At 73.8% G+C, this 18,306-nt stretch carries 20 protein-coding genes and 1 pseudogene; 9 read left to right on the top strand and 12 right to left on the bottom strand.

The features are described 5' to 3' along the window. The first annotated feature begins 1 nt into the window (after nt 1). The 4 genes from ACFVQZ_RS22690 to pssA all read left to right on the top strand — a co-directional run bounded on the left by ACFVQZ_RS22690 (nt 2) and on the right by pssA (nt 3,417). Nucleotides 2-514 (top strand): MaoC family dehydratase, encoded by a 513-nt coding sequence (locus ACFVQZ_RS22690; RefSeq protein ID WP_030497082.1) that lies wholly within the window; start codon nt 2-4, stop codon nt 512-514. Between the two features lie 3 nt (nt 515-517). Beyond that, entirely contained in the window at nt 518-1,723 is a 1,206-nt protein-coding gene (locus tag ACFVQZ_RS22695; protein WP_030497081.1) for an acyl-CoA dehydrogenase family protein, read from the top strand. Nucleotides 1,724-1,892: 169 nt separating this feature from the next. Beyond that, nucleotides 1,893-2,549 carry a phosphatidylserine decarboxylase gene (locus tag ACFVQZ_RS22700; RefSeq protein ID WP_030497080.1) on the top strand — a complete coding sequence of 219 codons (657 nt, stop codon included), beginning with the start codon at nt 1,893-1,895 and terminating at the stop codon, nt 2,547-2,549. Then, complete coding sequence (gene pssA / locus ACFVQZ_RS22705; protein ID WP_030497079.1) at nt 2,542-3,417, top strand: CDP-diacylglycerol--serine O-phosphatidyltransferase; 876 nt, start codon at nt 2,542-2,544, stop codon at nt 3,415-3,417. The genes ACFVQZ_RS22700 and pssA overlap by 8 nt, the downstream gene beginning before the upstream one ends. 59 nt (nt 3,418-3,476) lie before the next feature. On the opposite strand, the gene ACFVQZ_RS22710 is transcribed toward pssA, so the two are convergent. From ACFVQZ_RS22710 to ACFVQZ_RS22740, 7 genes and pseudogenes are all read right to left on the bottom strand, one after another. Continuing rightward, nucleotides 3,477-3,974: a GNAT family N-acetyltransferase gene (locus ACFVQZ_RS22710; RefSeq protein ID WP_030497078.1), complete on the bottom strand. Its 498-nt coding sequence runs from the start codon at nt 3,972-3,974 to the stop codon at nt 3,477-3,479. Between the two features lie 45 nt (nt 3,975-4,019). Further along, a pseudogene (locus tag ACFVQZ_RS22715) lies at nt 4,020-4,466 on the bottom strand (GNAT family N-acetyltransferase); the annotation flags it as partial. A gap of 108 nt (nt 4,467-4,574) precedes the next feature. After that, nucleotides 4,575-5,843 carry an ABC transporter substrate-binding protein gene (locus tag ACFVQZ_RS22720; protein WP_030497077.1) on the bottom strand — a complete coding sequence of 423 codons (1,269 nt, stop codon included), beginning with the start codon at nt 5,841-5,843 and terminating at the stop codon, nt 4,575-4,577. Next, entirely contained in the window at nt 5,840-6,907 is a 1,068-nt protein-coding gene (locus ACFVQZ_RS22725; RefSeq protein WP_030497076.1) for a branched-chain amino acid ABC transporter permease, read from the bottom strand. Before ACFVQZ_RS22725 ends, ACFVQZ_RS22720 begins: the two co-directional genes overlap by 4 nt. After that, nucleotides 6,900-7,790, bottom strand: coding sequence for a branched-chain amino acid ABC transporter permease (locus ACFVQZ_RS22730; RefSeq protein ID WP_030497075.1), 891 nt, complete (start codon nt 7,788-7,790; stop codon nt 6,900-6,902). The genes ACFVQZ_RS22725 and ACFVQZ_RS22730 overlap by 8 nt, the downstream gene beginning before the upstream one ends. Then, nucleotides 7,787-8,632, bottom strand: a complete 846-nt coding sequence (locus ACFVQZ_RS22735; RefSeq protein WP_051788222.1) for an ABC transporter ATP-binding protein — start codon at nt 8,630-8,632, stop codon at nt 7,787-7,789. Before ACFVQZ_RS22735 ends, ACFVQZ_RS22730 begins: the two co-directional genes overlap by 4 nt. After that, entirely contained in the window at nt 8,629-9,477 is an 849-nt protein-coding gene (locus tag ACFVQZ_RS22740; RefSeq protein WP_051788220.1) for an ABC transporter ATP-binding protein, read from the bottom strand. The genes ACFVQZ_RS22735 and ACFVQZ_RS22740 overlap by 4 nt, the downstream gene beginning before the upstream one ends. 210 nt (nt 9,478-9,687) lie before the next feature. Here ACFVQZ_RS22740 and ACFVQZ_RS22745 point away from each other — a divergent pair, with 210 nt between their 5' ends. Next, a complete protein-coding gene (locus ACFVQZ_RS22745; protein WP_030497072.1) occupies nt 9,688-10,887 on the top strand; it encodes a PucR family transcriptional regulator in 1,200 nt (399 codons plus the stop codon). Between the two features lie 23 nt (nt 10,888-10,910). Then, complete coding sequence (locus ACFVQZ_RS22750) at nt 10,911-11,513, top strand: hypothetical protein (RefSeq protein ID WP_321193313.1); 603 nt, start codon at nt 10,911-10,913, stop codon at nt 11,511-11,513. Between the two features lie 39 nt (nt 11,514-11,552). On the opposite strand, the gene ACFVQZ_RS22755 is transcribed toward ACFVQZ_RS22750, so the two are convergent. Continuing rightward, nucleotides 11,553-12,704 carry a glycerate kinase gene (locus tag ACFVQZ_RS22755; protein WP_030497070.1) on the bottom strand — a complete coding sequence of 384 codons (1,152 nt, stop codon included), beginning with the start codon at nt 12,702-12,704 and terminating at the stop codon, nt 11,553-11,555. Nucleotides 12,705-12,816: 112 nt separating this feature from the next. On the opposite strand from ACFVQZ_RS22755, the gene ACFVQZ_RS22760 reads away from it, so the two are divergent. Beyond that, the gene (locus ACFVQZ_RS22760; protein WP_030497069.1) at nt 12,817-14,523 is read left to right on the top strand and encodes a BCCT family transporter; all 1,707 of its coding nucleotides are present in this window, start codon (nt 12,817-12,819) and stop codon (nt 14,521-14,523) included. A 67-nt stretch (nt 14,524-14,590) separates the two neighbouring features. Next, nucleotides 14,591-15,085, top strand: coding sequence for an NUDIX hydrolase (locus ACFVQZ_RS22765; protein WP_030497068.1), 495 nt, complete (start codon nt 14,591-14,593; stop codon nt 15,083-15,085). Between the two features lie 7 nt (nt 15,086-15,092). Here the strand turns inward: ACFVQZ_RS22765 and ACFVQZ_RS22770 are convergent, their stop codons facing one another. Continuing rightward, a complete protein-coding gene (locus ACFVQZ_RS22770; protein ID WP_321193312.1) occupies nt 15,093-15,266 on the bottom strand; it encodes a hypothetical protein in 174 nt (57 codons plus the stop codon). A gap of 4 nt (nt 15,267-15,270) precedes the next feature. Continuing rightward, nucleotides 15,271-15,474, bottom strand: a complete 204-nt coding sequence (locus ACFVQZ_RS22775; protein WP_030497067.1) for a type II toxin-antitoxin system VapB family antitoxin — start codon at nt 15,472-15,474, stop codon at nt 15,271-15,273. Nucleotides 15,475-15,537: 63 nt separating this feature from the next. Between ACFVQZ_RS22775 and ACFVQZ_RS22780 the strand changes: the two genes are divergently transcribed. After that, a complete protein-coding gene (locus tag ACFVQZ_RS22780) occupies nt 15,538-16,284 on the top strand; it encodes an NAD-dependent deacetylase (RefSeq protein WP_383625363.1) in 747 nt (248 codons plus the stop codon). Here ACFVQZ_RS22780 and ACFVQZ_RS22785 read toward each other — a convergent pair. Both ACFVQZ_RS22785 and ACFVQZ_RS22790 read right to left on the bottom strand, forming a co-directional pair. After that, nucleotides 16,281-16,799, bottom strand: a complete 519-nt coding sequence (locus ACFVQZ_RS22785) for a methylated-DNA--[protein]-cysteine S-methyltransferase (protein ID WP_383625366.1) — start codon at nt 16,797-16,799, stop codon at nt 16,281-16,283. The two genes, ACFVQZ_RS22780 and ACFVQZ_RS22785, sit on opposite strands and share 4 nt — an antisense overlap. 11 nt (nt 16,800-16,810) lie before the next feature. Continuing rightward, nucleotides 16,811-18,280 carry a DNA-3-methyladenine glycosylase 2 family protein gene (locus ACFVQZ_RS22790; protein ID WP_030497064.1) on the bottom strand — a complete coding sequence of 490 codons (1,470 nt, stop codon included), beginning with the start codon at nt 18,278-18,280 and terminating at the stop codon, nt 16,811-16,813. Between the last annotated feature and the right edge of the window lie 26 nt (nt 18,281-18,306).

Here is an 18,306-nt window from a genome sequence, read left to right on the forward strand (position 1 = left end):
CATGCAGTTCGGACGTACCTACGAGGAGTTCGAGGTCGGTGCCGTCTACAAGCACTGGCCCGGGAAGACGGTCACCGAGTACGACGACCACCTCTTCTGTCTGCTCACCATGAACCACCACCCGCTCCACATGGACGTGAACTACGCGGAGAACACGACCGACTTCAAGCGGAACGTGGTGGTGGGCAACTACATCTACTCGCTGCTGCTCGGCATGTCCGTGCCGGACGTCTCCGGCAAGGCCATCGCCAACCTGGAGATCGAGTCGCTGCGGCACGTGGCGCCGACCTTCCACGGCGACACGATCTACGGCGAGACCACCGTCCTCGACAAGACCCCGTCGAAGTCCAAGACGGACCGCGGGATCGTGTACGTCGAGACCAAGGGCTACAAGCAGGACGGCACCCTCGTCTGCGTCTTCCGCCGCAAGGTGATGGTCCCGACCGCCGAGTACATCGACGCGCGCGGCGGCGAGCAGCCGGGCCGCCCGGAGCTGAAGGAACAGGGGAAGTAAGCCATGGCGCGACTCGCCCAGACCCACGGTCTGACCGACGTCCAGCAGGAGATCCTCGCCACCGTGCGGGACTTCGTCGACAAGGAGATCATCCCGGTCGCGACCGAGCTGGAGCACCGCGACGAGTACCCCCAGGACATCGTCGACGGGCTCAAGGAGCTCGGCGTCTTCGGCCTGATGATCCCCGAGGAGTACGGGGGCCTGGGCGAGTCGCTGCTCACCTACGCGCTGTGCGTGGAGGAGATCGCGCGCGGCTGGATGTCGGTGTCCGGCATCATCAACACCCACTTCATCGTGGCGTACATGCTGAAGCAGCACGGCACCCAGGAGCAGAAGGACCACTTCCTGCCCCGGATGGCGGCCGGCGAGGTGCGCGGCGCGTTCTCGATGTCGGAGCCGGGCCTCGGCTCGGACGTGTCCGCCATCACCTCGAAGGCGGTCCGGGACGGCGACGAGTACGTCCTGAACGGCCAGAAGATGTGGCTGACGAACGGCGGGACGTCAACGCTGGTCGCCGTTCTCGTCCGAAGTGACGAAGGCCACCCCGAGGGCACCGCGCCCCACAAGTCGATGACGACCTTCCTCGTCGAGAAGGAGCCCGGCTTCGGAGAGGTCCGCCCCGGCCTCACCATCCCCGGCAAGATCGACAAGATGGGCTACAAGGGCGTCGACACGACCGAGCTCATCATGGACGGCCTGCGCATTCCGGCCAATCGGGTGCTCGGCGGGGTCACCGGCCGGGGCTTCTACCAGATGATGGACGGCGTCGAGGTGGGCCGCGTGAACGTGGCGGCCCGTGGTTGCGGCGTCGCGCAGCGTGCTTTCGAGCTGGGTGTCCAGTACGCCCAGCAGCGCCAGACCTTCGGCAAGCCGATCGCCCAGCACCAGGCGATCCAGTTCAAGCTGGCCGAAATGGCTACCAAGGTCGAGGCCGCCCATGCCATGATGGTGAACGCAGCACGCAAAAAGGACTCCGGGGAACGAAACGACCTCGAAGCGGGGATGGCGAAGTATCTCGCCTCCGAATACTGCAAGGAGGTCGTGGAGGATGCCTTCCGCATTCACGGCGGCTACGGGTTCTCGAAGGAGTACGAGATCGAGCGTCTCTACCGCGAGGCGCCGATGCTGCTCATCGGTGAAGGTACCGCCGAGATCCAGAAAATGATCATTGGCCGCCGCCTCCTTGAGGAGTACCGGTTCCAGGGCTGATTGTCGGTTTTGAGTCGATTCGGCCGCGAAGAAGATCACACATCGTGTTCGTCTTCCGGCCGTCGACTCGGTTCCTGGCTTGCCCAGTTGCGCCCCGCAACCGATAGCATCGCCGGAAAGCCGCCGTCCCCCGTTGCCAGCGCGGCATCATCCGCTACGAAGGTCATCCATGCCCCACAGCCCAAACTCTGCACACCGCGACAGCCTCAAGGGCGTACGCATCGCACGCGGAGCGTCGCCGTGGCTCCTGCCGACCGTCGCCACGGCGGCGCTCAGCCTCGCGCGCTCCGGCCGTTCGAAGCGCGCCCGGGCCATCGCCGTGCCGACCACCGCGCTCGCGGCCGGCATGCTGTGGTTCTTCCGCGACCCCGAGCGCGAGATCGCTCAGGGCCGCGTCATCTCCCCCGCCGACGGCGTGGTGCAGAGCATCATGCCGTGGAAGGACGGGCGGACCCGCGTCGCCATCTTCATGAGCCCGCTGAACGTGCACGTCAACCGTGCGCCGCTGGCCGGCACGGTGACCTCGGTCGAGCACGTCCCCGGCGGATTCGTCCCGGCCTTCAACAAGGAGTCCGAGAACAACGAGCGCGTCGTCTGGCACTTCGACACCGAGCTCGGTGACATCGAGATGGTCCAGATCGCGGGTGCCGTGGCGCGGCGCATCGTGCCGTACATCCCGCAGGGGACGAAGGTCGAGCAGGGTGACCGGATCGGCCTGATCCGCTTCGGCTCGCGCGTCGACATCTACCTCCCGGAAGGTGTCGAGGTCGCCGTCGAGGTGGGACAGGTCACGACCGCGGGGGTGACTCGCATTGACCGTGATTGATCCCGACACACGGGCCGCCGACTGGGTCGCCGACGCCGAGGCGGACGCGGCCGACGAGGCGGAGGAGATGCCGCTGTCGCTGAGGCTGTCCATAGCGGACGCCCTCACGCTCGGCAACGCCACGTGTGGCTTCATGGCGGTGTACTTCACCACCACGGGCATCCTCATCCCGCACCTCACCGGCAGCACGGAGACGGGCATGGCGCGCAACAGCGCCGCCACGGCCGTGATACTGATGCTGTGCGCGGCGATCTTCGACCTCTTCGACGGCATCGTGGCGCGCAAGCTCCGCAGCTCGCCGATGGGCGCCGAGCTCGACAACCTGTCGGACCTGATCAGCTTCGGTCTGGCCCCGGCGTACTTCGTGCTCGTCTACGGCATGGTCGCCGACGACGCGCAGCAGAAGGTCTCGGCGGTCGCCGCGATCGTGGTGCTGCTCGCCGTGGTGCTGCGGCTCGCGCGGTTCTCCTGCGTGACGATGAAGGACGGCATGTTCCAGGGCATGCCGAGCCCCTTCGGCGCGCTGACGGTGGTCTCGATCATCCTGCTGGAGCTGCCGTTCATCCCGACGCTGCTCGCGATCATCGGCACCGCGTGGCTGATGGTGAGCCGGGTCGAGTACCCCAAGCCGCGGGGCGTCCTCGCGGCGGCCATGCTCAGCTGGATCGTCGGAGCGATGGCCATGCTGGCCGCCTGGGCGTTCGACGCCCCCGGCGGGCAGTTCCTGCTCCAGACCGGCTGCGCCCTCCAGGTCGTGCTGGGCGCCGTGATCCCCCTCTTCGCGACCGCCCGCCGGGTGAACACCTTCCGCGGCAACCGCCGCGAGAGCCGGGAGGCCCGGCAGGCGGAGGCGGCGCAGCTGCGCTGACCCGCCGGCCGTACGGAACGGGTGAAGGGCCCGGAAGCACCGCGCTTCCGGGCCCTTCGTCATGCCGCCGGCAGCTGCTTGTAGTAGAGCGTCGTCGGCCGCGGGACGCCGGCCGGGTCGGCGGCGTACGCCGGGATGGTGCCCGCCGCGGTCCAGCCGGCGCTCCGGTAGAGGCGCTCGGCGGGGCTGTCGGTCTGGGTGTCCAGGACGAGCAGGGTGAGGCCGGTGGCGGCGGCGTGGGCCTCGGCGACGGCCAGCAGGCGGCGGCCGAGCCCCCGGCCGCGGGCCGAGCGGTGCACGAGCAGCCGGGCGATCTCGCCGCGGTGCCGGCCGTTGGCGGTGCCGGTACGCACGAGGGTGACGGCCCCGGTGACGGCGCCGTCCGGCCCGAAGGCCGCCCACACGTCCCGCGTCCCGGCGGCCCCGGCCCACCAGGCGGCGGCCTCGGCGGGGTCCAGGGGCGCCAGGAAGCCGACGGAGGCGCCGCCGTCCACCGCGTCCGCCAGCAGCGCCCCCAGGGCCCCCGCGTGCTCCCGTACGGCCTCGGGGGCCAGCAGCTCGACCCGGTCGGCGGGGGCGAGCCGCTTCTCCAGGAAGACGAGGCCCGCCCGGTCCTCCCAGGGCGCGGCGGGCGCGAAGCCCCGCTTGCGGTAGAGCGCGAGGGGGCCTTCCCGCCACTCCCAGACGGTGAGCCGGACCCGCTCGGCCCCGGCCGCGGCGGCCCGGCGCAGCGCCTCGTCCATGAGCGCCCCGGCCAGCCCCCGGCCCCGGGCCGCCGGGTCGACCCACACCCGCTTGATCTCGGGCACCGGACCGGCCTTCAGGACCAGGCAGCCGGCCGGCTCGCCGGCGCCGGGCGCGGTGGCGAGCAGGACCGTGTCGCCGGCGAAGGCGGCGGCGGGGTCCTCGGTCTCGGCGCGGCGGGCGGCCGGCAGGTCGGCGGGCCCGGTGACCGCGGCGCCCTTCTCGGCCTCGGTGACGAGGTGGTAGGCGGTGAGCAGGGCGGGCAGGCGCGGGTGCGCGGCGTTCTCCTCGATCATTGTGTGCATGGGCCGAGCATCACACCGGAACGTTTCCTTCAGGTGACGCGCCCGTGGGGCGGGGACGGGTGCCGTCCCCGCCCCACGGGCGCGGGTGCGCGGGTGCCGGGGTGCCGGTCAGGGGGTGTAGCTCTCGGCCGCCTCGGCCACGAAGGGCTGCCGGACCGTCCGCATGCCGCCGGGGACCTTCTTGTCTGGCTGGAGGATGACGGACTGGCGGGACGACGGGGACTTCGGGTCGCTGAAGTCGTGGGTGATGCCGAAGCCGGGGTCGTGGGCGCTGAGGATGAGCAGGGCCTTGGCGACGCCCTCGCGGCTGAGGTCCTGGTGCTCGCACGCCTTCTTCAGGATCTCGCCGAAGGCCGCGGCGGCGGTCCAGCCGGCCACGACGCCGTTGTCGAGGCCGTCGCCCTGGTAGGCGGCGGCGTAGTCGGCGGCGAGCTTCTTCGCGGCCGGGGTGTCGGCGCCGATGGGGAGGCTCGGGGAGGCGAACCAGTACATCTTCTCCAGGGCCGGTCCGGCCTGGGTGCCGAGGAGCTGCGGGGCGAAGGCCGAGTTGTTGCCGACGACGGGGACGCGCAGCCCGGTGGCGGCGGCGACGCCGACCAGGGAGGCGGCCTGGCGCGGTCCTGCGCTGACGAGGACGGCCTTCACGCCGGCCTGCTTGAGGGCGGCGACCTGCGCGGACATGTCGTTGTCGGTGGGCTTGATCTTCTGCTCGACGACGGTGAGCCCGGCCTTCCCGGCGGCGTGCTTCGCGCCCTTGAGCGCGTTCTCGCCGTAGTCGCCCTCGAAGTAGACGTGGCCGAGCTTGTCGCCCTTCGCGAGGCCCTTCTCGGTGACGAGGAAGTCGACGGCGTTGATCGTCTCGACGTCGTAGGTGGAGCCGAGGACGCGGATGTACGGGGAGCCGAGCAGCGACGCCGACCACGCCTGCGGCATGATCAGGCCCTTGTCCTGGCCGTCGACGCGCTGCTTGACGGCGGCGACGAACGGGGAGCCGATGAACTGGGGGAAGCCGACGACCTTCGGCTCCAGTTCGGTGTAGGCGGCGAGCGCCTTCTGCGGGTCGTAGCCGTGGTCGCGGACGGTCAGCTCCAGCTTCCGGCCGCAGATGCCGCCGGCGGCGTTGGCCTGCTTCACCCACAGCTGCTGGGCCTGGGTGACGCTCTTGCCGAGGGTGGCGTAGACGCCGGTCATGTCGGTGAGCGCGCCGAGGGCGATGGTGGTGTCGGTGACGCCCTCGCCGGTCTTGATCCCGCCCGCGCCGGTGTCCTTGCCGTCGCCGCTCTTCGCCTTGGAGCTGCACCCCGCGGCCGTGAGCGCGACCAGGGTGGCGAGCGCCGCGGCGAGGCCCCGCACGGCCGCCTGTCGTCTGTGCTTCATCGTGTCTCCCCTGAGGGTCGGTGGAACGGGGTGCGCGCGACGAGCCTCGCGAGGCCGCCGGGCAGGAAGAGGACGACGCCGACGACGGCGGCGCCGTACAGGTAGCGGGCGGCCTCGCCGGGGGCGACGCCGCCGGTGCCGGGCGCGGAGACCAGCGGCAGCGCCTCGGCGTACCGGCCGAGGACCTGCGGGAGCAGCGCGACGAAGATCCCGCCGGCGACGGCGCCGGCGACCGAGCCGAGCCCGCCGATGACGATCATCGCCAGGTACTCCAGGGAGAGCGCCATGCCGAAGTACTCGGGCACGGTCCGCTGGAAGACCAGGGCGAGCAGGACGCCGGCCAGGCCCGCGTACATGGAGGAGAGGACGAAGACGGCGGCCCGGTGGCGGGCGACCGGGATGCCGAGGACGCCGGCGGCGATCCGGTGGTCGCGGATGGCGTTCATGGCCCGCCCGGGGCGGCCCCGGAGCACGCCGCGGGCGAACAGCACCCCGGCGAGGAGCAGTGCCAGCCCCAGGTACCACAGCTTCTCGACGGCGCCGAACGGCACCTGGAGCAGCAGCAGTTCGGTGTCGTCGAAGGAGAGGCCGAAGAGGTTCAGCGGGGGCACGGCCCGCCCGTTGTAGCCGCCGGTGAGGTCGTGGGCGTTGAAGAGGACGTGCTGGCCGATGAAGATCAGCGCGAGGGTGGCGATGCCGAGGTACGCGCCGTGCAGCCGGCCCGCGATGGGACTGAAGACGCCTCCGGCGAGGCCCGCGAGGCCGACGGCGAGGACGGCCGCGAGCCAGCCGGGCAGGCCGAGGCCGGCGAGGCCGTCGGTGCCGTCGCCGGCGAGGGCGCAGTAGCCGTAGGCGCCGACGGCGAGGAAGAAGGCGTGGCCCATGGAGAGCTGGCCGGTGGCGCCGGTCAGCAGGTTGATGCCGATGGCGCCGATCGCGGCGGCCATGGCGAACAGTCCGGCCTGGAGCCAGAACCGTTCCAGGTAGAAGGGGACGGCGAGGAGCACGAGGGCGCAGGCGGCCCAGGCGTACGCCCGCGCGGGGATGCCGCGGCGCTCAGACACGGGCGAGCTCCTTGGTTCCGAAGAGACCGGCCGGGCGGATCAGCAGCACCGCGACCATCACCAGGTACGGGGCGAGGTCGCCGATGCCGCGGCCGAGGAAGGCCAGGTCGGACTGGTAGCCGGTGGCGAGGGACTCGGTGACGCCGACGATCAGGCCGCCGGCGAGCGCGCCGGTGGTGGAGTCGAGGCCGCCGAGGATCGCCGCCGGGAACGCCTTGAGGGCGGCGAGCGCGGTGCCGCGCTCCAGGCCGGGGGTGGGGAAGACGGTGAGGAAGAGCGCGGCGACGGCGGCGAGCGCGCCGGCGACCGCCCAGGCGCCGAGCGACACCCGGCCGAGCCGGACGCCCATCAGGGCGGCGGTCTCCTGGTTCTCGGCGGCGGCCCGCATGGCGACGCCCCAGGAGGTGTACCGGAAGGCGAGGAGGAAGGCGGTGATGAGGAGCGCGGCGGCGAGCAGGGCCGCGATCCGGGTCTCGGCGATCGTCACCGGGCCGACGGTGACGACGGCGTCGCCCCACGGGTCGCCGAGGGCGAGGATGTCGGTGCCGATGCGGCGGGTGAGTTCGGTGGCGAGGAGGATGTCGACGCCGATGGTGACGATGGCGAGGACGCTGTGGTCGCCGCCCCGGTGGCGGCGCATCACCAGGAACTCGACGGCGGCGCCGACGACCGCCGCGCCGGCCGTGCCGGCGGCCAGCGCCGGCCAGAAGCCGAGCGGTTCGTGGAGGACGGCGACGAGGTAGCCGCCGGCGAGGAGCAGCGAGGCGTGCGCGAAGTTGACGACCTCCGTGGCGCGGAAGATGACGACGAAGCCGAGGGCGATCAGGGCGTAGACGGAGCCCAGCGAGAGTCCGTTGATGAGGAGTTCGGCGAAGGTGCTCACGCGGCGGTCTCCTCTCCGAGGTAGGCGCGGACGACCGCGGGGTCGTTCTGGACGTCGGCGGGGGTGCCGTCGGCGATCCGGCGGCCGAACTCGAGGACGGTGACGGAGTCGGCGAGCCGCATGACGAGGCCCATGTCGTGCTCGACGAGGAGCACGGAGATGCCGAGGCCGTCGCGGACGCCGGCGATGACGGCGGCGGTGCGGCGCCGTTCGTCGGCGGTCATGCCGGCGACCGGCTCGTCGAGGAGCAGCAGGGTGGGTTCCATGCAGAGGGCGCGGGCCAGTTCGGCGAGTTTCTGCTGTCCGTACGGGAGGGAGCCCGCGGGTTTCGCGAGCTGGTCGCCGAGGCCGACGAAGTCGGCGATCTCCCGGACGCGGGCCCGGTGCCGGGCCTCCTCGCGGGCGGCGGACGGCAGCCGGAGCCCGGCGGCGAGGAAGCCGGTGCGGGTGAGCCGGTGGCGGCCGAGCATCAGGCTGTCCTCGACGGTGGCGCGCGGCGGCAGGGCCAGGTTCTGGAAGATGCGGCCGACGCCGAGGCCGGCGATCTCGTGCGGGGGCAGGTCGGTCAGCTCGTGCTCGCCGAGCCGTACGGAGCCGGAGGTGGCCCGGTACACCCCGGAGAGCACGTTGAAGCAGGTGGACTTGCCGGCGCCGTTGGGGCCGATGAGGGCGTGCACGGTGCCGGGGCGGACGGTGAAGCCGACGTCGTCGAGGGCGGTGAGCCCGGCGAAGCGGACGGTGAGGCCGGTGACGGTGAGGGCGGGGACGTCGTCGCGGGCCGGGGCGGCTCCGGGGTCGGGGGTGCGCGGGGCGGGGACGGTCGGCTCGTCCGGGGTGCTCATCGAGGGGTCTCCTTGCGGCGGGGGCCGCGGGGTGGTGCGTCCCAGCGGGACAGGACGGGGTGGGCGGCGCGGGCGCGGGCGGCGTCCTCCGCCGCGTCGGCGTCGACGACACCCAGGTAGCGGCGGCGGACCTCGTCGGAGGCGGCGAGTTCGGCCGCCGGGCCGGAGAGGGTGACCTCGCCGACCTCCAGGACGTACGCGTGCGAGGCGAGCTTCAGGGCGAGCGCCGCGTTCTGCTCGACGAGCAGCACCGCCGTGCCCTGGGCGTTGATCTCCCGGACGGCGTCCGCGATCCGGGCCGCCATCAGCGGGGCGAGGCCGAGCGACGGCTCGTCGAGGAGGAGCAGTTCGGGGGCGGCCATCAGGGCGCGGCCGACGGCGAGCATCTGCTGTTCGCCGCCGGAGAGCAGTCCGGCGGGCTGCCGGGCGCGTTCGGCGAGGACGGGGAACAGTTCGTGGACCCGGCGCAGGGCGGTGGCCTTCGCGGCGCGGTCGCCGCGCCGGGCGAGGCCGCCGGCCCGCAGGTTGTCCTCGACCGTCATGCGGGCGAAGACCTGCCGGCCCTCAGGGACCTGGCAGACGCCGGCGGCGACGACCCGGTCGGGCGGCAGCCCGTCGAGCGGCCGGCCGGCCGCGGCGACCGTGCCGGAGACCACGGCACCGCCGTGGAACCGCAGGGTGCGCGAGACCGCCCGCAGCAGTGTGGACTTGCCGGCGCCGTTGCCGCCCAGGACGGTGACGACGGCGCCCGCGGGCACGGTCAGCGACACGCGCCTGAGCGCGTGCACCGGTCCGTATCCCGCCGTCAGGTCCGTCACCGCCAGGGCGGGTGCGGTACCTCCCATGACTCCCCTTTCCCCGGCCGCCGTTGTTACTCGTGCGTGCTACTCGGCCGTTCGGTGGCGCTCACCCCAGCACCGCGCCGGACCGCCCGTCCACGCCCGGCGGGAGAAACGCTGCCGGTGACCAGCGGGGCCGCGGGGGCGCTGTGCACGCGCACAACGGTGCGCGTCAGGGCGTTGCCGTGGGGGCGCGGTGCGGTGGATGCTCCCGGCATGGGACGGCGCAGACGACGGACCGGTGACGACTGGAAGGTGCTCGCCCGCGCGTGCACGGACCTTCTGGAGCGGGTGCCGGAGCTGGTGGACGAGCACCTGGCGGAGCTGCACGCGTACGAGCCCGCCTACGGGCGGATCGTGCCGTACGACCAGCACTGGCAGGAGGCGCAGGAGGCGATGCGGATCGGGATCGAGATGATCTCGGCGCCCCGGCACTCGCCCCGGCGGGACCTGGAGCACGCGGAGCTGCTGGGCCGCCGGCGGGCCGAGCAGGGCATGCCGCTGGAGCTGGTGGTGCACGCGTACCGGCACGCCGGGCACCTGGTGTGGGAGGCGCTGATCGAGGGCGCGGGGCCGGACGCGGAGCGGATCGCGTCGCTGATGCAGTCGGCGACGACGGTCTGGTCGGCGGTGGACGCGCAGGCGGACCGCGCGTCGGAGGCGTACCGGGCGACGGAGGCGGAGCTGCGGCGCCGCACGGACGAACAGCTCCAGGCGCTGCTGGACGCCCTGCTCCAGGGCGAGCGGTCGCCGGAGATGGTGGCGCGGGCGGCGGCGGGGCTGGACCTGCCGGAGCAGGGGCGGTACGCGGTCGTGGTGCTGCGGCCGGACCGCCGGGAGGAGCGGGAGCCGTTCCACCGGCAGGTGCGGGCGGAGGGCCTGCGGTTCCTGTGGCGGATGCGGGCCGACTGCGAGATCGGGGTGGTGGCGCTGGCCGGCGGCACGGACCTAGACGCGCTGGCGGAGCTCCTCGACGGGCGGGCGCCCGGCCCGGGCGGCATCAGTCCCGTCGTCACGGGCCTCACCGAGCTGGGCCGCGCCCGGCACCTGGCCGAACTGGCCCTCCGCACCTGCCCGTCGGGCAGCCGGCAGGTCGTCCGGCTGGACCGCCGCATCGCCGGCGCGCTGCTCGTCGGCCGCCCGGACCTGGCGGAACTCCTCGTGACGGACGTCCTCGGCGGCCTCCTCGAACTGGACCCGGCCGACCGCGCGGTCCTCCTGGAGACCCTGGACGCGTGGCTCGACTGCGAGGGCTCGGCGGGCCGCGCGGCGGGCCGCCTCTACTGCCACCGCAACACGGTCTTCAACCGCCTCCGCCGCCTGGAACAGCTGACGTCCCGGTCCCTGTCCCGGCCGCGGGACCTCACGGAGATGACGCTGGCCCTGGACGCGTTCCGGCTGACTGCGCAGGGGTGACGGCCGCCTGGCAGGATTCCCCCGTGATCATGAGGACGAACGCGCGTACGACGCAACGGTGGACGGCTCCGGGGAAGGTGCTGATCGCCGTGGGGCTGCTGGCTCCGGTGGTGCAGGTGCTGGGGGCGCTGGTGGCGGAGTCGACGCGGCTGGTGGTGCTGCTGGCCGTGTTCGGGGCCCCGTGGCCGTACTGGCTCGCCATGGCGGTGCTGTGCGCGGTGGGCGTCCGGCTGGCGGGACCGCGGGGGTGGGCGCGTGAGGGGCTGGTCGCCCTGTGCGCGGCGGCGGCCGTGCTGCTGGTGTTCCTGCGGCTGGTCCTCGGCGGCTTCCTCTCCCCCGGCTGGGAGGAGTCGGAGCGCTGGGCCGCGCCGGGCGGTGCGGAGCGGTACGTCACCGTGGACACGGGTGCCGCGCTCATCGACCCGCTGTGGCGGGTGACGGTGGTCTCCGGCTCGGGTCTGACCGCCCGGAGCCATCCGGTGGCCACGTACGGCGAGCGGTCGGGCTTCGTCGCGGTCGCCTGGGACGGCCCGGACGCCCTCCTGGTCACCGGCGGCGACGGTACGACGCGGATCACGCTGGATCCGTCGACCGGCGCGCCGGACCGGACGGTCGACGCGGGCTGACGGGCGGGCCGGACGTCACGGGACGCCCGGCCCGGGCCGCTACGCCAGGAAGTCGCGGGCGATGTGGGAGGCGACCTCCTCCAGGAGGGGGCCCGCGTTCGGGATGGACTTGGCCGGGTCCGGTTCCAGGGCGGAGAGGGGGTACGCGCGGCGGATGCCGGCCGCGCCGAGGGTCTCCGGCGGGAGGGCGAGGCGGCCGCAGACGGCGACGACCTCCTTGCCGGCCGCGCGGGCCGCCGCGGCGACGCCCGCAGGGGCCTTGCCGTGGAGGGTCTGCGCGTCGAGGGAGCCCTCGCCGGTGATGACGAGGGTCGCGCGCTCCAGCGCGGGGGCGAAGCCGAGGACCTCCAGCATCAGCTCGATGCCGGGGCGGAAGCTCGCGCCGAGGAGCAGCGCGCCGTAGCCGATGCCGCCGGCGCCGCCGGCGCCCGGGGAGGCGGCGAGCTCGGCGGCCTTCGGGCCGATCGCCTGCTCCAGGACCCGCGCGTAGTGCGCGAGGGCCGCGTCCAGGGTCTCGACGTCCTCGGGCGTGGCGCCCTTCTGCGGGCCGTAGACGGCGGGCGCGCCCTTGGGGCCGGTCAGCGGGTTGTCGACGTCGCTGGCGAGAATGAACTCGACGCCGTCGAAGCGCGGGTCGAGGGCGGTCAGGTCGGCGGAGGCGAGGTCGGCGAGGGCCGCGCCGCCGGGGCCGACCGGCTCGCCGGCCGCGTCGAGGAAGCGGGCGCCGAGCGCGGCGAGCATGCCGGCGCCGCCGTCGGTGGTGGCGCTGCCGCCGACGCCGAAGACGATCGTGGTGGCGCCCGCGTCGAGCGCGGCCCGCAGCAGCTCGCCGGAGCCGTACGTGGTGGCGGTCAGCGGGGCGAACGTCCCGGCGGGGAGGAGCTGGAGTCCGGACGCCTCCGCCATCTCGACGACCGCGGTGGTGCCGCGCAGGGCGAACGCGGCGGTGACGGGGTCGCCGACCGGTCCCGTGACCCGTACCTCGCGCCGTTCGAACCCGGCCGCGACGGCCGCCGCGACCGTGCCGTCGCCGCCGTCGGCGACGGGCAGGGCCTCGACCGAGAGGCCGGGGACGACCTTCCGGAGCCCCGCGGTGACCCGCTCCGCGACCTGTACGGCCGTGAGCGAGCCCTTGAACTTGTCGGCCGCCACCAGCACGTGTGCGACCTGAGTTGCTGCTCCGTCCGTCACCTTGCATCCCTTGCTTTCGAACAGGCAGTCGCGCCAGGGCCGACCCTATCCGGACGGGCAGACGGCGTGCCACCCCCGGATAACCACACATGTCCGACCATAGTGGGCTCACATGAGCACGGATATGAACGAGCGGCCGTCCCCCGGTCACGTACCGGAACGGCACAGCCCCGACGCGCAGGTCATCGGGATCGGTGTGGCCGCCGTCGTCGGCGTCGTCGGATGGGCGGCGCTCGGCAAGGACTCCTTCGACAGCGCCTCCTCCGCCGCCCTCTCCTGGGTCCTGGACAACTTCGCGTGGCTGTTCGTGGTCGCCGCGGACGCCTTCCTGGTGCTGTGCGTGGTGCTGGCGCTGAGCCGGTTCGGCCGGATCCGGCTGGGCGCGGACGACTCGGAGCCGGAGTTCACGAACCTGGCGTGGATCGCGATGATGTTCAGCGCCGGCATGGGCATCGGCCTGATGTTCTACGGCGTCGGCGAACCGCTCCAGCACTTCCTGAGCCCGCCGCCGGACAGCGGCGTCCCCGCGGGCACCGGCGGCGCGGCGCGGACGGCGATGGAGTACTCCTTCTTCCACTGGACGCTGACCCCGTGGGCGATCTACGGCATCGCCGGCCTCGCGCTGGCGTACGCGGGCTTCCGCAAGGGCCGCGGCAACCGGCTGAGCAGCGCCTTCGTCCCGCTGCTGGGCGAGCGGCGGGCCGCGTCGTGGCAGGGCAGGGCGATCGACCTGCTCGCCGTCTTCGCGACCGTCTTCGGCACGGCGACCAGCCTCGGCCTCGGCGCGCTCCAGGTCGCCGAGGGGCTGAACCTCACGATGGGCGTCGAGGACTCGACGGCCACCGAGCTGATCATCATCGCCTCGCTGTCGGCGGCGTTCGTCCTGTCGGCCTTCTCGGGCCTCCACAAGGGCGTGAAGTGGCTGTCGACGCTGAACATCGTGCTCGCCGCCTGCCTGGCGCTGTTCGTCTTCCTGCTCGGCCCGACCGTCTACGTCCTGGACACCATCCCGGCGTCGGTCGGCGGCTACCTGCACCAGCTGCTGCCGATGGCGAGCCGCACCGGCGCCTTCACCGACCGCGACTGGCTGGGCGCCTGGACGATCTTCTACTGGGCGTGGTGGCTGTCCTGGGCGCCGTTCGTCGGCACCTTCATCGCCCGGATCTCGCGCGGCCGGACGATCCGCGAGTTCCTGGTGGGCGTGCTGCTCGTGCCGTCGGGCGCGACGGTCGTCTGGTTCTGCGTGATGGGCGGCACCGCGATCCGGCTGGAGTCCACCGGCGAGGCCGATCTGGCGACGGCGGTGAAGGACGGCGCGGAGGCGTCGCTGTTCGCGATGCTGGAGGCGCTGCCGCTCGGCACGATCACCTCCGTCGTCGCGATGCTGCTGGTGATGACGTACTTCGTGACCAGCGCCGACTCGGCCTCGCTCGTCATGGGCTCGCTGACCAGCCGGGGCTCGCTGCACCCGCCGACGTGGCTGGTGGTGACCTGGGGCGTGCTGATGGCGGCCGTGGCGGCGGTGCTGCTCGTGGCGGGCGGCCTGAACTCGCTGCAGACGGCGACGATCCTGGTGGCGCTGCCGTTCGTGGTGGTCATGCTGGTGCTCTGCTGGGCGCTGGTGCGGGAGCTGCGGGAGGACCCCGGCGCCGGCCCGGCCCGCCACCACGCCCTGCACGGGCTGCGGGACGCGGTGCGGACGCTGGTCGGCGAGGCGATGACCGAGCAGGGCGGCGCCCGCCACCACCGGCTGCGCCGCGCGGCCCGCTCCCGCGCCGACGCGGAGGGCGGCGAGCCGCCCCGCGAGGGCGGTGCGTGACGCCCGCTCCCCCGCCGCGAACGGCGGACCATCCGCCGCCCGGGCCCCGGCTGGCTACGCTGGCCACGTGACGGTCACCGACTACGCCACCTACATCGCCGGTCTGCCGCGTGTCCTCGCCGCGGCGGCCGTGCTCTTCCGGGACGACCGGGGCCGGGTCCTCGTCGTGGAGCCGGACTACCGCGAGGGCTGGGCGCTGCCGGGCGGGACGGTCGAGTCCGGCACCGGCGAGACGCCCCGGCAGGCGGCCCGCCGCGAGGCCGCCGAGGAGATCGGGCTCGACGTGCCGCCGGGGCGGCTGCTGGCGGTGGACTGGGCGCAGAGCGCGGTCCGGCCGCCGATCGTGGCGTACGTGTACGACGGCGGGGTGCTGTCCGAGGAGCGGTTCGGGCAGATCCGGCTCCAGGAGGGCGAGTTGGTGTCCTGGAAGCTGATCGAGCGCTCCGAGGTGACGGCGCACCTGCCGGGCAGCCTGGGTCTGCGGGTGCTGGCCGCGCTGGACGTGCTGGCGGACGGGAGGGGAACGGCGGAGCTGGAGAACGGCCTGCCGGTGGGCTCCTGACGGAACGTCAGGGAGAAGCTGTCGGGGCGGGTCCTGCGGGGTCCTCTCCCCCGCCGTAGAAGCGGGTGATCGCCAGGGACATCAGCAGCATCGCGACGACGGCCAGCAGGATCCCGGCGATCAGCACGCCGAAGCAGCCGCCCAGGACGAGCCGGGCACGCCGGTCGGCGTCCTCGCCCACGCCGTCAGCCCTGCGGGGGCTCGGGCGGCAGCATCTCGCCGGTGCGGTTCGCCTCGTCGCGGGTGGCGGTGCGGGCCTCGGTGCGGTGGCCGCGCGCGATGTAGTCGCGGACTACGGCCTCCACCGCGTCCTGCGGGCTGCCGACGCCCGCCAGGACCATGACTTCCACGACGAGTTCGGCGTCGAGCGCGATGTTCACCTTGGCCATGGACGGAACCTAGCACCGGGAAACCGTTCGCGGGAGCCGGTCGGGGGCGCCTACCCTCCCGCCATGACGATGGTCGCGATCCTCAGCGGTGCCGGCATCTCCACCGACTCGGGCATCCCGGACTACCGGGGGCCGAACGGGCTGTGGCGGCGGGACCCGGACGCCGAACGGCTGGTCACCTACGGGCCGTACATGGCGGACCCCGAGGTCCGCCGCCGGTCGTGGCTGATGCGCAGGGACACGTCCCTGCTGACGGCGGAGCCGAACGCGGCGCACCGGGCGGTCGCCGCGTTCGAGCGGACCGGCCACGCGCTGCGGGTGATCACGCAGAACGTCGACGGGCTGCACCAGGCGGCCGGGGTGCCCGAGCGGAAGGTGCTCGAACTGCACGGCACCGCCCGGTCGGTGGTGTGCACGGCGTGCCACGCCCGCTCGCCGATGGCGGAGGCGCTGGAGCGGCTGGAGGCCGGCGACCCCGATCCGGCGTGCCGGGCCTGCGGCGGGATCCTGAAGCCGGCGACCGTGATGTTCGGGCAGCGGCTCGACCCGGTGGTGCTGGGGAACGCGATGGCGGTGGCCAAGGCCGCCGAGGTGTTCATCGCGGTCGGGACGAGCCTCCAGGTGCAGCCGGCGGCCTCGCTGGCCGGGACGGCGGCCGAGCACGGGGCCCGGCTGATCGTCGTGAACGCCGAGCCGACCCCGTACGACCCGCTCGCCGCCGAGATCGTGCGCGAACCGATCGGCACCGCCCTCCCGGCGCTGCTGGAGCGGCTGGCCCGGAGCGCGGCGCGCCCCCGCCCGGCGGCCTAGAACAGCGCGTCCGGGGCGGCGGCGCCCGCCTCGAAGGCCAGCAGCCGCTTCTTGCGGTCCAGGCCGCCGCCGTACCCGGTGAGGCTGCCGCCGGAGCCGATGACCCGGTGGCAGGGGACGATGACGCCGATGGGGTTCTTGCCGTTGGCGAGGCCGACCGCGCGGGAGGCGCCCGGGCTGCCGAGGGCCTCGGCGAGTTCGCCGTACGTGCGGGTCTCCCCGTACGGGATGAGCCGGAGCTGTTCCCAGACGCGCAGCTGGAACGGGGTGCCCTCCAGGTGGAGCGGCAGGTCGAACTCCGTGAGCTCGCCGTCGAAGTACGCGTCGAGCTGCCGGATCACCTCGCCGAAGGGGCGCGTGTCGCGCTCGCCGAAGGTCTCCTCGGGCGGGCGGTGGCGCTGGCCGGTCATGTGGACGCGGCTGAGGACGCCGTCGACGGCCACCAGGGTCAGCGGCTCGTAGGGGCTGTCCACGACCGTGTGCACGACCGTGCGGGACGTGGCGGTGCGGGGCATGCGGAACTTCCTTACACGGGGAGCAGGTTGATCGGGTGCGAGTCGGTCGCCCACAGGTACTGCACGGCGTAGGCGCGCCACGGCGCCCAGTGGGCGGAGCGGGCGGTGAGCGCGGCGGGGCTGCCGGGCAGGCCCAGGCCCTCGGCGGCGCGGCGGATGCCGAGGTCGCCGGGGAGGAACGCGTCGGGGTCGCCGAGCGCGCGCATGGCGATGACCTCGGTGGTCCAGGGGCCGAAGCCGGGCAGGGCGAGCAGCCGGGCGCGGGTCTCGGCGCGGTCCGTGTCGGGGCCGAGGGTCAGCTCGCCGTCGGCGAGGGCCCGGACGAGGGTGAGCAGGGTGGTGCGGCGGCTGCGCGGCAGGGCCAGCGTCTCGGGGTCGAGCCCGGACAGCGCCTCGGGGGTGGGGAAGAGGTGGGTGAGGCCGCCCTCGGGGTCCTCGACGGGGACGCCGTGGGCGGTGACGAGCCGGCCCGCGTGGGTGCGGGCGGCGGCCGTGGACACCTGCTGGCCGAGGACGGCCCGGACGGCGAACTCGGCCGGGTCGACGGTGCCGGGGACCCGGCGGCCGGGCGCCTTGTCGACGAGCGGGGCGAGCAGCGGGTCCTCGCGGAGCCGGTCGTCGACGGCGACCGGGTCGGCGTCGAGGTCGAGCAGCCGGCGGCAGCGGCTGATGGCGTGGGTGAGGTCCCGCGGGTCGGTCAGGGAGAGCCGGCAGGCGATGTGGTCGGGGCGCGGGGCGAGCGCGACGATGCCGTGCCCGTACGGCAGGGACAGCGTCCGCCGGTAGGCGCCGTCGCGCCACTCCTCGACGCCGGGGACGGCCGTGGCGGCGAGGTGGCCGAAGAGGTTCGACGGTTCGAGCGGGGCCCGGAACGGCAGCCGGAGGGAGATCACGCCGGGCGTGTGGGGCGCGGCGGGCCGGGCGGCGCGGGCGCGGAGCTCGCCGGGGGTGAGGGCGAAGACCTCGCGGACGGTGTCGTTGAAGGACCGGATGGAGGAGAAGCCGGCGGCGAAGGCGATCTCGCCGAACGGCAGCGCGGTGGTCTCCACGAGGACGCGGGCGGTCTGGGCGCGCTGGGCGCGGGCCAGGGCGAGCGGGCCGGCGCCGAGCTCGGCGAGGAGCTGGCGCTCGACCTGCCGGGTGGACCAGCCGAGCCGCCGGGCGAGCCCCGGCACGCCCTCCCGGTCCACCACGCCGTCCTGGATGAGCCGCATGGCGCGGGCGACGGCGTCGGCGCGCACGTTCCACTCCGGGGAGCCGGGGCTGGTGTCGGGGCGGCACCGCTTGCAGGCCCGGAAGCCGGCCCGCTGGCAGGCGGCGGCGCTGGGGTGGAACTCCATGTTCTCGGGCTTCGGCGGGACCGCCGGACAGCTCGGCCGGCAGTAGATCCGAGTGGTGCGGACGGCGGTGAAGAAGACGCCGTCGAAGCGGGCGTCCTTGGACTGGACGGCCCGCACGCAGCGCTCGGTCTCGGTGTGCATGCCTCCAGGATCGTGGATGCGCGGCC

This window comes from Streptomyces sp. NPDC057854 (assembly GCF_042797055.1).
Lineage (GTDB): Bacteria > Actinomycetota > Actinomycetes > Streptomycetales > Streptomycetaceae > Streptomyces.

Coding starts and splice junctions, on each gene's coding strand:
- ACFVQZ_RS22690 (WP_030497082.1), top strand. CDS start 2: ATGCAGTTCGGACGTACCTACGAGGAGTTCGAGGTCGGTGCCGTCTAC.
- ACFVQZ_RS22695 (WP_030497081.1), top strand. CDS start 518: ATGGCGCGACTCGCCCAGACCCACGGTCTGACCGACGTCCAGCAGGAG.
- ACFVQZ_RS22700 (WP_030497080.1), top strand. CDS start 1,893: ATGCCCCACAGCCCAAACTCTGCACACCGCGACAGCCTCAAGGGCGTA.
- ACFVQZ_RS22720 (WP_030497077.1), bottom strand. CDS start 5,843: ATGAAGCACAGACGACAGGCGGCCGTGCGGGGCCTCGCCGCGGCGCTC.
- ACFVQZ_RS22735 (WP_051788222.1), bottom strand. CDS start 8,632: ATGAGCACCCCGGACGAGCCGACCGTCCCCGCCCCGCGCACCCCCGAC.
- ACFVQZ_RS22740 (WP_051788220.1), bottom strand. CDS start 9,477: ATGGGAGGTACCGCACCCGCCCTGGCGGTGACGGACCTGACGGCGGGA.
- ACFVQZ_RS22745 (WP_030497072.1), top strand. CDS start 9,688: ATGGGACGGCGCAGACGACGGACCGGTGACGACTGGAAGGTGCTCGCC.
- ACFVQZ_RS22760 (WP_030497069.1), top strand. CDS start 12,817: ATGAGCACGGATATGAACGAGCGGCCGTCCCCCGGTCACGTACCGGAA.
- ACFVQZ_RS22775 (WP_030497067.1), bottom strand. CDS start 15,474: ATGGCCAAGGTGAACATCGCGCTCGACGCCGAACTCGTCGTGGAAGTC.
- ACFVQZ_RS22780 (WP_383625363.1), top strand. CDS start 15,538: ATGACGATGGTCGCGATCCTCAGCGGTGCCGGCATCTCCACCGACTCG.
- ACFVQZ_RS22785 (WP_383625366.1), bottom strand. CDS start 16,799: ATGCCCCGCACCGCCACGTCCCGCACGGTCGTGCACACGGTCGTGGAC.
- ACFVQZ_RS22790 (WP_030497064.1), bottom strand. CDS start 18,280: ATGCACACCGAGACCGAGCGCTGCGTGCGGGCCGTCCAGTCCAAGGAC.